The sequence below is a fragment of the Fodinibius sp. AD559 genome, from assembly GCF_052712805.1.
The window spans coordinates 405,850-417,992 of the sequence record NZ_JBQPVW010000004.1; the positions used below are offsets into that span (position 1 = coordinate 405,850).

At 42.7% G+C, this 12,143-nt stretch carries 11 protein-coding genes; 10 read left to right on the forward strand and 1 reads right to left on the reverse strand.

The window, feature by feature from the left end; all coding sequences use genetic code 11:
- The first annotated feature begins 103 nt into the window (after positions 1-103).
- The 6 genes from cysQ to cysN all read left to right on the forward strand — a co-directional run bounded on the left by cysQ (position 104) and on the right by cysN (position 4,597).
- Positions 104-874, forward strand: coding sequence for a 3'(2'),5'-bisphosphate nucleotidase CysQ (gene cysQ / locus ACQ4LT_RS09975; protein WP_445665891.1), 771 nt, complete (start codon positions 104-106; stop codon positions 872-874).
- Positions 875-1,015: 141 nt separating this feature from the next.
- Positions 1,016-1,174 (forward strand): four helix bundle protein, encoded by a 159-nt coding sequence (locus ACQ4LT_RS09980; protein ID WP_445665892.1) that lies wholly within the window; start codon positions 1,016-1,018, stop codon positions 1,172-1,174.
- Positions 1,167-1,376: a four helix bundle protein gene (locus tag ACQ4LT_RS09985; RefSeq protein ID WP_445665922.1), complete on the forward strand. Its 210-nt coding sequence runs from the start codon at positions 1,167-1,169 to the stop codon at positions 1,374-1,376. Before ACQ4LT_RS09980 ends, ACQ4LT_RS09985 begins: the two co-directional genes overlap by 8 nt.
- Positions 1,377-1,445: 69 nt before the next feature.
- On the forward strand, positions 1,446-1,985 hold the full coding sequence (cysC, locus tag ACQ4LT_RS09990; RefSeq protein WP_445665893.1) for an adenylyl-sulfate kinase: 540 nt from the start codon (positions 1,446-1,448) through the stop codon (positions 1,983-1,985).
- A 352-nt stretch (positions 1,986-2,337) separates the two neighbouring features.
- Positions 2,338-3,243 carry a sulfate adenylyltransferase subunit CysD gene (gene cysD, locus ACQ4LT_RS09995; protein WP_445665894.1) on the forward strand — a complete coding sequence of 302 codons (906 nt, stop codon included), beginning with the start codon at positions 2,338-2,340 and terminating at the stop codon, positions 3,241-3,243.
- A gap of 73 nt (positions 3,244-3,316) precedes the next feature.
- Positions 3,317-4,597: a sulfate adenylyltransferase subunit CysN gene (cysN, locus tag ACQ4LT_RS10000; RefSeq protein WP_445665895.1), complete on the forward strand. Its 1,281-nt coding sequence runs from the start codon at positions 3,317-3,319 to the stop codon at positions 4,595-4,597.
- 415 nt (positions 4,598-5,012) lie between these two features.
- On the opposite strand, the gene ACQ4LT_RS10005 is transcribed toward cysN, so the two are convergent.
- Positions 5,013-7,556 carry an SLBB domain-containing protein gene (locus tag ACQ4LT_RS10005; protein WP_445665896.1) on the reverse strand — a complete coding sequence of 848 codons (2,544 nt, stop codon included), beginning with the start codon at positions 7,554-7,556 and terminating at the stop codon, positions 5,013-5,015.
- Positions 7,557-7,932: 376 nt separating this feature from the next.
- Here ACQ4LT_RS10005 and ACQ4LT_RS10010 point away from each other — a divergent pair, with 376 nt between their 5' ends.
- The 4 genes from ACQ4LT_RS10010 to ACQ4LT_RS10025 all read left to right on the forward strand — a co-directional run bounded on the left by ACQ4LT_RS10010 (position 7,933) and on the right by ACQ4LT_RS10025 (position 12,131).
- Positions 7,933-8,448, forward strand: coding sequence for an archaeosortase/exosortase family protein (locus ACQ4LT_RS10010; protein WP_445665897.1), 516 nt, complete (start codon positions 7,933-7,935; stop codon positions 8,446-8,448).
- A 748-nt stretch (positions 8,449-9,196) separates the two neighbouring features.
- Entirely contained in the window at positions 9,197-10,525 is a 1,329-nt protein-coding gene (locus ACQ4LT_RS10015) for a glycerate kinase type-2 family protein (protein WP_445665898.1), read from the forward strand.
- Between the two features lie 152 nt (positions 10,526-10,677).
- Positions 10,678-11,700 (forward strand): VWA domain-containing protein, encoded by a 1,023-nt coding sequence (locus ACQ4LT_RS10020; RefSeq protein WP_445665900.1) that lies wholly within the window; start codon positions 10,678-10,680, stop codon positions 11,698-11,700.
- Between the two features lie 77 nt (positions 11,701-11,777).
- Positions 11,778-12,131: a four helix bundle protein gene (locus ACQ4LT_RS10025; RefSeq protein ID WP_445665901.1), complete on the forward strand. Its 354-nt coding sequence runs from the start codon at positions 11,778-11,780 to the stop codon at positions 12,129-12,131.
- Positions 12,132-12,143 lie beyond the last annotated feature (12 nt).

Genomic DNA, 12,143 nt, shown 5'->3' on the forward strand with positions numbered 1-12,143 from the left:
ATTTGATGAGTGCAGCAATTACCATATTTTTGGTGCCTCAAATTTGGCCTTTTTAGGAAAAATTAAGAAGGATGAGTTATCCCGATAAATAAAAAATATAAATATGCTGAAAGAAATTATTGGCGTTGCCAAAGAAGCCGGTGAAGCGATACTGGGAATTTATCACGAAGCGCAGGATGTGGAGATCACCAGAAAGGATGATGATTCTCCGCTTACGAAGGCCGATTTGGCTTCGCATCATATTATTATTGATGCCCTAAAAGAATTGGATCCTGATACTCCCGTTATTTCAGAAGAGTCGGGTATTCCAGACTATGAAGATCGGAAGAAGTGGAATAAATTTTGGATCGTTGATCCGCTCGATGGAACTAAAGAGTTCATCAAAAAGAATGGGGAGTTTACGGTTAATATCGCTTTGATTGAAGATGGGATGCCGGTATTGGGAGTCGTTTATGTTCCAGATCAGCAGACAATGTATTATGCAGAACAAGGGAAAGGGTCGTTTAAACAGGTGGGAACGGACGCTCCGGAACGTATTTACTCTACAGGAAGTGATAAAGATGAGACACTTGTTGCGGTGCAGAGTCGGTCCCATGGGTCTGATAAGCTTGTTACTCTGTTAAATGAGAAAGGACTTACGGTAAAAGAGACGATTCCAGCGGGAAGTTCTATAAAATTTTGTTTAGTGGCGGAAGGCAAAGCGGATATCTATCCTCGAATGGGTCCAACGATGGAGTGGGATGTGGCGGCCGGTGATGCAGTATATCGTTATTCGGCGCGAGAAGGAGTTCATGAATCGCCCTTGACTTACAATAAGTCGGATTTGAAAAATGGCTCTTTTTTAATTGGCCTAAAAGAGAATGTAGAATTTTGATTATTTAAACGACTGCGGACCGAGGACGGAAAAGTAGTGCTACGCCAAAAATTTGTAAGGTGTTGATTGATAGATGGTCTTACATTAAAGACGGTTGATAGACGACGGATGACCGCTACGTTTAATTAAGATCTTACTATTATGACATATAAGTTTGAGAAACTGGAAGTCTGGAAACTTGCAATGGAGTTTAACGCTCTTTTATATGATATCGCAAAAAAATTACCGAATGATGAAAAGTATAATTTGAATTCACAACTTAGAAGAGTTTTCTACTTCAATTGCTTAAAATATTGCTGAGGGGTCTATAGGGCAAAGTAATGCTCAGCAGTCAAGATTTTTTTCTTTTGCAATTCGGTCGCATGTAGAGGTTATTGCGTGTATTCGATTGATTCAAAGGCGAGAATACATAGATCGAAACAGTAAGTTGGTCAAAGACTTTGAGCAATTGGGATCAAAGTTATTTGCAAAATTAAATGCATTTAAAAGCGCAATAAAATAAAGACGATCGCCAGTCATTTGTCGCCTGTCTAATAAAAAGCTAAACTATTAGAAAAAGAAACTTTGTGATATGAAAGAAAACGAATATAACCTAAAACCCACCGTTCTTTGGTTTACAGGACTTTCCGGATCGGGAAAAAGTACCATATCAGAAAAAGTATATGCTAAGCTAAAAGAACAGGGCTACGAGGTTGAACATTTAGATGGAGATGCGGTGCGTGAGGTATTTCCCACAACGGGATTTTCTAAAAAAGAGCGCGATGATCACGTTAAGAGAGTTGGCTTTATAGCCAGCCTGCTGCAGAAGCATGGTGTATTTGTGGTGGCTTCATTTATTTCACCTTACCAAGATGCCCGTGACTTTGTTCGTAATATGTGCCAGGACTTTACCGAGATTCATATTTCTACACCGCTCGAAGTATGTGAGGACCGTGATGTAAAAGGACTCTATGCTAAGGCACGAAAAGGAGAAGTTGATAATTTTACGGGCATCAGTGATCCATATGAGGAACCCGAAGATCCGGAACTCAGAATTGACACCACCGATATTACTCCTGAGGAAGGGGTTCAAAGGGTTTTTGATTATTTGCAGAAAGAAGCCAATGGTTGATGAGGGGAGGGTGAATTGTCATTTCGATCGATCCCTACAGCTGTCGGGAGAGTGGAGAAATCTTGTTTTAGTATAAATTTCATTAAAAAAATAAGTATAGGTAACTGTTAGAAGGGCACTGTCGCTTCATTTTTGTAGAGGCCTTGGAAATATTACTTTGAGTGTTGGTGATCCCCATATAAGACAAGGAATCTACATAGATACCGCCCCTTTTACTTTTAACAAGTTTGGCAAATTATTTATTGATATTATTTATAATCGTGTTCAACAGGAAGTCCTAATTCAAATAGTCATTTTGCTTTAAAATCCTTACTTTTATCCGCTTTCGTTTTACTCTAATACATTTCAGAGAATGCATTTATATAAACTAAATCACATCCGACAACTGGAGTCGGAATCTATTCATATTTTTCGGGAGGTAGCCGCCCAATTTGAGAATCCCGTACTGATGTTTTCGGGCGGAAAAGATTCGATAACAATGGCGCGACTGGCCCAAAAGGCGTTTTGGCCCGGCCAAATTCCGTTCCCGTTCCTGCACGTTGATACCGGACATAATTTTGATGAGACGATCGAATTCCGTGATCAGCTGATGGACGATCTGGGCGTGGAGCTTATTGTTGCCCACGTGCAGGATATGATCGACGCCGGTAAAGTAAAGGCGCCGAAAGGGCCGAATCCCAGCCGCAATAAGCTACAGATTCCCACGCTGCTGCAAGCCCTTGAAAAACACGGCTTTGATGCAGCGTTTGGCGGGGCGCGACGGGATGAGGAAAAAGCGCGCGCCAAAGAGCGATTCTTTTCCCACCGCGATGAGTTCGGACAATGGGATCCCAAAAATCAGCGTCCGGAGCTGTGGAACCTGTATAACGGACGCAAGAACGAGGGGGAACACTTCCGGGTGTTTCCGCTGAGCAACTGGACCGAGATGGATGTCTGGCAGTATATTGCCGCCGAAGATATCGATATCCCTAGCCTGTATCTGGCCCATACCCGGGATGTGGTCCAGCGCGAAGGAACCTACCTGGCAAAGTCAAAATTTATTACCCTTTCCGAAGAGGAAGAATACGAAGAGAAGAAAATTCGCTTCCGCACGATCGGGGATATGACCTGCACCGGAGCCTTTGAATCCGATGCCGATACCATCCCGCAAATCATTGAAGAGGTGGCCTCGGCGCGTATTACCGAGCGCGGCAATCGTACCGATGACAAGAAAGCAGAAGCCGCCATGGAAGAGCGGAAGAAACAGGGTTATTTTTAATAGTACATTTTCAATTACGAATTAGGAATGGATCCATTCCTAATTCCCAATTCTTAATTCCTAATTTTGTACGATGAGCACGGAACAAGACGAAGCACAAAAATATTTAGACATGGATCTGCTCCGCTTTACGACGGCGGGCAGCGTAGATGATGGCAAGAGTACCCTGATCGGGCGCTTGCTGTATGATTCGAAATCCATTTTTGACGATCAGATGGAAAAGATTGAGGAATCCAGTCGCAAGAAAGGCGATGAATATACCAATTTAGCACTGCTGACCGACGGGCTTTCGGCCGAACGCGAGCAGGGCATCACGATTGACGTGGCGTATCGCTATTTTTCGACGCCCAACCGCAAGTTTATTATTGCCGATACGCCCGGACATGTCCAATATACCCGAAATATGGTGACGGGCGCCTCAACGGCGAACTTGGCGGTCATTCTGATTGATGCCCGCAATGGCGTCATCGAGCAGACCTGCCGCCACTCGTTCATCGCATCGCTGCTGGGGATTAAGCACGTGGTACTCTGCGTGAATAAAATGGATTTGGTCGATTATAGCGAGGAGCGTTTCGATGAAATTCGCAACGAGTTCAAGACCTTCTCCTCCAAGCTCGATATTCCCGATATTCACTACATTCCTATCAGCGCCCTGTATGGGGATAACGTGGTGGATAAATCAGACAATATGCCGTGGTATGGGGGCGCGACGCTGCTGTATACGCTCGAAAACGTGCAGGTGGACAGCGACTATAACCACGTCGACAGCCGGTTTCCCGTGCAGTGGGTTACGCGTCCGCAATCGACCGAGTATCCCGATTATCGCGGCTATGCCGGACAAATTGCCGGCGGTGTGTTTAAGCCGGGTGATGAGGTTATTGCACTGCCCTCCGGGTTTACCAGCACCATCGATCAGATTCAAACCTTCGAGCAGGATGAGCAGGAAGCCTTTTCGCCGATGTCGGTGACAATGACGCTCGAAGACGATATTGATATCTCTCGTGGGGATATGATAGCCAAACCGGATAATCAACCGACCGTGGGGCAGGATATCGAGATGATGGTCTGCTGGCTCAATAAAGAGCCGCTTGATCCCAATGGTAAATATGCCATTAAGCATACGACCAAAGAGGCGCGGTGTATCGTTAAAGAAGTGAAGTACAAAGTTAATATTAATACCCTGCACCGGGTAGAAGGGGACAAGGAGATTGGGCTTAACGATATCGGGCGAATTAAAATACGCACGACAAAGCCGCTGTTCTACGATAGCTATAAGCGCAACCGAAAAACTGGTAGCATTATCTTAATAGATGAGTACACCAATGAAACGGTTGGTGCGGGAATGATCCTTTAAGTTAGTACTGATTATTGAGAAGTGAGATTTGAGTCAGACTTGAGGCATCTTCGAAAGAAGGTGCCTTTTGTTTTTTGCTGTGAGTGGTGATAAGGTTACAAAGTGTTGAAGTATTTAAATTGTTGGTTATTTTATTGTCTTTTCGAGCAAAGTATAACGGAATGAGAAGGGAATACCGTAGTGCAGGCATCCTGTTGGCATGCTTGTTATCAAGTGAATTGCTATCATACTCATGTTGTAATTTCCCTTACGTTAGAAAACGACTGTTAGATACGCTAACTCTGACAGGAGTATTTTTTATTTGGTTATCGAGAGAGTAGATTCCTCAAAACTTGAGGGGTGTGCCTATAGAGCTAAGTGATTGTGTAAGGTGCCACGGGAGAACAAGCTAAATAGCTCTCCAATGCAAAATACTCTATCGGTTTATCTGTACGATGGTGGTTACAATAAGAGCTGCTGTAGAGGTTATTGCCGAGAGGATGCTAATTCGTTCTTGCGGTGATAGTTTTGCTGATTCAGGCTTTTCGGGAACCACCAGTTTTGCACCAGGTTTTACTTCGGGGTAGTTTTTGAAAAAGAGAAATCGGTTAACTTTTTCCACATCTCCATTGGCATAAATAATGTAGGCTCGTCCCTTTCTTGCGAGATTTGTAAAACCACCGGCCGAACCAATATAGTCTTTATAGTTCATCCCTTCCTGATAGCGAACACTTCGTGGGTAAAAGACACCGCCATCAACAGTAACCGTTTGCAGTTCTTCAGGTATTACAATTGAATCGGCCTCTTGAACGAAGAGATCATATTTTGATCCCGGATTTTTCATAATATCGGGTAAACTGATCCCTATTTTTGAGATTGTTATCTGATCTTCCTGTTCAAGACGTCTTCCGGTGGTATCAGCCGCAATAAAGCCTTGAGGGTCACCTTGGTTAGAATTGCTTAGTTGTCCATCTTCAAGTTCTCGATATAAGGTAGCTCCCTCGGGGTATGCATTTCCGGTAAGTCCTCCGGCACGCTGAATAATATCAGAAATGCGATCATTTTTGGATTCAAGAGAGTAAGAGCCGGGGTATTTTACTTCACCACTTATAACAATATTTTTCTGTTCAGTATAGTTGGGTATACTTCGAATGTAAACTTTGTCGAAGGGATTGAGGACGAAATTACTTGCCTCAGAACCTAAGCTAAGATCTTCATTGAGATCAAAACGATGGATCTGAGCGATTTGCGAAGTGTTATAGTCGTCCTGATTAGCTCTTGTCTTTCGTCGGGCTACTTCTACATGATTGGGGGTGGCTCCCTGTTTAAAGCCTCCGGCCTGTAGAATAAGGTCTTCGAGCGTCATCTCTTCGGCAAATTCATACTTATCCGGATTTTGTACAGGCCCTTCGATCTCAACAAAGTAATTTAGTTTCATATCCAAGATGGAAGAGATCATAATAAGATCGTTCTTCTCCAGGGGGATGTCCTTATCAGGATTTGACATCACTTCAGCCACATCAAAGGGAATCGTTTTGAGGGTATAATCCTCTTGCTCTCGGTATATCAGTCCCCGGTTTTGGAAGGCATCACCACGAAGGCCCTCAGCCCGCTCAATCAGGGTTGCTACCGTGCTGGTATCAGTAAGGGCATATTTTCCTTCTCTGAATACCGCTCCTTTAATTTCAACGAGATTTTTAAATCGGTCTAACACTTTTCCTACGGCAACACTGTCACCATTGGTAATTTCATAGTTTTCAAAGTTGGGCTTGGTAACATCATCAATAGTGCGCTGACGAGAATCATTACCGGTAATTCTAATGCGATGGCTGTAGGCATCACCGGTAAATCCGCCTGCATATTTTATTAGATCCGCAAGTCGATCACCTTCTTTGGTTTCATAGATCCCGTCCCTTTTTACTTCTCCGGTAACTTCAACACGGTTTATATATGGGTTTATTTTAATAATGTCCTGAGATTGAAGACGGATATTATCGGTTTGATTGCTATTTATCAGAAGATCGTACAGATCAAAGGTGGTAGCTATCGAATCACCTCGAATCACCTGTATATCACGAAAACTACCGGTTACCGACGGACCGCCTGCTGAGTATAGCGCATTAAAAACAGTCGCTAACGAAGGAAGGGAATAGCTGCCCGGTTGTCGGACTTCTCCTATCACTGAGACGTTAATGCTGCGCACTTGTCCCAGGCTTATCTGCATATAGGTATCTTTTTGGGCACTGTCAGCCGGATTGAGTCCCGAGTATATTTCTCCGAGGCGCTCATGAAGTTTATCAGATGCTTCTTCGATCGTGAGTCCACTAAGTGGTATGGGACCTATGTTTGGAATATTGATTGTCCCTTCCGGAGTAACTTGTGGTTGATAAGTTGTTTCGGCAGCACCCCAAATGTCGATGAGGAGCTGGTCACCCGGTCCAAGCTGGTAGTCTTGTGGGGTGGGAATGTTTAAGGCCGGTTGGAAAGAAGTTGTGGCATTTTGGAATAGCTCGAATCCAAATATTTTATTGCGGAGTTTCTGGCGCTCTAGCTTAAGAGAATCTTGCTGTATTTGGTACTTCAGGAATCGGATATCTTGATAAAACTGAAGGGAATCTCGTCGAGTATCAGCTCTAAAAAAGGAATCAAATTCATTGGCGCGTGCGGTATCGGGTGTAGAGAATCGCATGCGGTCAGATGTTCCGCCATCACGTTGATTACCGGCACCGCTTACTTGTCCGAGTCTGCGCTGCAGCTTTTGCGCCTCGGTTTGCGGCATGCCTCGTGCTACAGCTAACTGAACTACTTCGTTGGTAGATAAGCCTCGACTCTCAGCTTCAGCCTTAATCTGTTGAATTTGCTGCTCCGATAAGTTATCGACTTTGATGTTTTCAAAATCAATGTCTGTAATACTTTGACCAGAAGCAGCAATAGTGAGCACGGTCAAAAATACTATAGTTAACAGGCTTTTGAGGCGCATACTGTTTTCTTATTTCTTGATTGGTTTAAAACGAGGATTAATATAAAGAAATGCATCGAAAAAATAATCTTTGTTTTAAGAAGAGATAAGGTTGTAGGGTGATTAGGTTTTAAGTGATAAGTGTGGACGGACGACTGATGGCCGTTTTAATGTTTAACGTTGAAGGTTATTCAATTTCGTCGTTGGGAGGCTTACAGGGAAGAGGTATTTCGATTATATAGAGGAGAGAGAATTCGTTATTGTGTTGAGGTATATATTACGGTGGATAAAGGACGGATGATAGCAGTTAATATGGGTGGAAATGTATAATTGATTTAGAAGGTTTTATCGAAACCTATATATTAACTTGAAACAAGGGCTAAAATGGACGGCTTATATGCAGTGGCACAAATCTGAAGCAGGATTTCTCTTACTCAAAGTAGCTGGAGTATACCTGCTCTGGTATCTCATTTATGAACTTTATCTGTTACCGAAGGGAAGTTTTGACCAGTGGATAAATACAAATATTGTATCGGTCTCGGCAGGTATATTGGAAATGTTGGGCTACGACTTTTATGCTGCTGGCAGATTAATAGGGATCGGTGAGTCAGCCGGCATTTACCTGGTTGACGGTGGCAGTGGAATCTCAACCATTGGCCTGTTTGTAGGGTTTATGATCGCCTATCCCGGGGTATGGATTCCACGCATTGCCTTTATTTTTACTGGTATTGGCGTCCTCTATCTTGTCAACATTATTCGTATTATTGTTCTCACAATTATTCAGAGACAAGCTTCCGAAATAGTTATGGTAACACACGATTATGCTACCACAGCCATTTTTTATCTGGTCATTTTTGCACTCGGAGTGGTTTGGGTTAATTTTGGGGATAGGACTCGAGTTGCCGGCGTATGACGGTGATTGGGAGATTGGAGGATTAGGTGAGGGAGTATTTAGTAAAAGAGTGACAAAGCTACAAAGTGTCAAAGTTGCAAAGTAAGACTGAGTGGTTATTATCTTGGAGCATTGAACATTCAGGAGATGGGAGGCAGGATGCAGGTTTAACTCGAGAAATAAGCACTAAAAATCTCCCTTTTAAAAGGAGTGCCGCGAAGTGGTGAGGGTTGTTCTGTTGGTTAGTAGTGCCACGAACAAAGGTTGGACAATCATGGTTACAGGATTTTGCTATTTTTCGCCTGGTAATTTATTGCCGGAATTATTGGGTGACAGGCGATGCAGTGATTAGGTGAAGAATTAACAGAGCTATAAATTGTCAAGTAAGATTAGTTGCTTATAAAAGTGTCATTTCGAGTGAAACGGTGTGATTGTGCGTTGTGGGATTAAGAAATCTATTACACTACTATAATATGATGGGATGCTTCTATAGATCTCTCCATTCTGTCCCCAGAATTTGGGGATTCAAGTCGATATGATGACAAGCCAAAAACTAATACTGTCATTTCGAATGGAGCGAAGCGGAATGAGAAATCTTTGTGTTTATCGTACTACTATGTATCGAAAACAAGGATCTCTCCCTGCCGGTCGAGATGACGCTTAAATAATGGTACGATTGGCAAAAGGAGCAGGATTAATTTAGTGTTTCCAGCAAGATCGTTAGATTACTCCTCGCTCTGTATTTATCCGAGATCCAAACTTATCAACCGTGGATAGCACAACATTTTTAAAGAATCTTTTCTTGAAAGGGCTTGAGTTATGTTCTCCGCATCGTGCGATACAAGAGTCCCTCCAATGTAATGGGAATAAGATCAAAGTAAGCGATCGCCAATATCCTATTGATGAGCGCCCGGTTTACCTGTTTGCCGTTGGCAAAGCTGCTGTTCCTATGTATGAGCAAGCCAGCGAGATATTAGGAGACTATATCACAAAAAGCCTGGTGATGACAAGCGATCAAGAAGCAGCCAGATCGTGTCAGGCTGATGGAGTAATCGTCGGGAGTCATCCGCTGCCCGATAAATGTAGTTTTGGAGCGGGGAACAGGGCTGTGGATTTTATGAAGAGTGTTCCGGCTGATGCTATTGTCATAAACCTGATTTCCGGTGGTACTTCTTCATTGCTAACCATGCCTGTAGAAGGTGTTTCTATAGATGATTTAGCTGAGTTATATAAGTTGCTGAATAATTCAGGAGCTGCTATTCACGATATAAATACCGTTCGAAAACACTGTTCTAAGATTAAAGGTGGACAGCTGCTGCGTTACTTAGATCCGAAAATTTCACTTGTTGATCTCGTAATTTCTGATGTGCCGAATGATGAGTTATCAATAGTTGGCAGCGGCCCTACCATTCCGGATGGGTCTTCGTACCAGGATGCCTATCACATTTTATTGGAATATGATCTATGGGATGTAACGCCGGAATCAGTTCGCACGCATATCGAAAGGGGAATCAGGGGAGAGGTAGAAGAAACGGTAACGCCTAAGGAAGCTCCCATAAAGAAGCATCAATCGGAAATTATTAGCTCGGCCCGTAAACTGGCTGATAAAATAGGAGATCTTGCATCACAAGAAGGATGCAAAGTGATGGTAGCTGAGGAACCGTTTAATAAAAATGTTGAGGATATGTCCAGATCCATTGCTGGTGAGATTTTACCAGTTACTGATCAGGATAAATCCCAAGGAAAACAACCTACTTTGTTTATTTTCTGGGGTGAAAGTACCGTAGAGGTGACGGGTGACGGAAAGGGTGGACGAAATCAGGAGTTGGCTTTGAGAGGAGCAAATAAAATAGCCGGTAACCCAAATATTACCTGGCTAAGTGCTGGTACCGATGGTATTGATGGTCCCACGGATGCGGCCGGTGCTATAGTAGATGGAAGAACTATTGCCAAAGCCAAAAAGAAGAATATAGATCCTGAATACTATCTGATTAATAATGATTCCTATCACTTTCACGAGCAAATGAATACGCTTTTAAAAACAGGTCCGACTGGTAATAACTTGATGGATGTGGTGATGGTTTTTGTAGATGAGTGATAAGGTTATTAGGTGATTAAGTGATAAATTATATACCCAATCACTTAGTTTCTTAGTCACCTAATAACTTTAGGTAAACACAATTTGGTTTATTTTCATCAGTTAATTATCCTCATTCTGATTTATCCATACTGGAAACCAAAAAGATATTTATGATCTGGCAGGACAGCATTTTTTTGTGGCTATTACTTATCATTCCATTGCTCATTGGAGCAAACTGGTGGTATAATAAGAAGCTGGATAAGAAACGAAAAAGTTATTTCGGAGCTGACCTTTTTGAAAAGTTACGCAGTGGTTTTTGGCCGAGGGGGAAACGCATTCGGATGGGTAGTCTTTATATTGGACTTGCTCTGCTTATTATTGCTGCAGCAGGCCCGAAAATTGGTACGGAGGTCCGCGAAGTAAAACGTCAGGGGGTTGACCTCTTGATAGGATTAGATCTTTCGGACAGCATGAATGCTGAGGATGTAAAACCCAGCCGATTGGAAAAAGCTAAGTATGAGGTATCGAGACTGGTTGATCGTCTCAATGGGGACCGAGTTGGGTTGGTGGTATTCACTGGTGAAGCGTATCTCCAGGCTCCTATGACATTAGATTATTCTGCATTGCGAATGTTTTTAAATATAGCTGAGACCGACCAAATGCCGTCGTCATCGACGAACTTTAGTGCAGCTATGGAAACTGCTTCCGAAGCGTTTAAGTCGACGGATGAAGATGGTCAAAATGTTCAGGCAGCTAAAGTCTTTCTGATTATATCTGATGGTGAAAATCATGGAGAAAGTTATGATGAGGAGCTTAACCAGCTCTTGGAGCAAAATGTATCTGTATATACACTGGGGATAGGGACCGAATCCGGTGGCAATATTCCGTTATACGATGAAGATGGATCGCTTATGGGAAATAAGAGAAACCAGCAGGGGGAGGTCATCACCAGTACATTGGAGTCAAGTGTTTTGCGTTCGATTGCGGACCAGGCTAATGGGGAATATTATGAAATCCGTAGTGGAAGTTCGGGGATTGACAGTTTTCTGGGAAGACTGGATGAGCTTCAACAGGGTGAGTTTTCCAGTCAGGAGTATGCTGATTTTAAAAATCAATACCAGTGGCTGGCAGGAATAGGACTATTATTTTTATTTATTGGGATGGTGTTTCCGGAATTTAAACCCGGAGATTAAGTGATTGGGTAATTGAGGATTTGGTGATGAAGTAAATAGCCGAGGTAGTAATATAAAATTAAATCAAGAGAGAGATTATGAGACCACATTATAAATTGGAAGCATGGAAGAATGCAATGAATCTGGTGGATGAAATCTACAAAATCAGTAAAGGTTTTCCGACCGAGGAAAAATTTGGGTTAACTTCACAAATGCGACGATCCGCTATATCAGTACCAAGTAATTTGGCTGAAGGGGCGGCACGAAAGAGTAAGGCAGAGTTTGCAAACTTTGTAAATATTGCAAAGGGATCATTAAGTGAGTTGGAGACTCAATTAATTATTTCAAAACGACAAAACTATATTCATAACATTTCGAGTCTGTTAGATCTAACAGGGAAAGTATCGAGCCAATTAAATGGCTTGCAAAATTATTTGACAACTAATAACTAACCTAATCACATA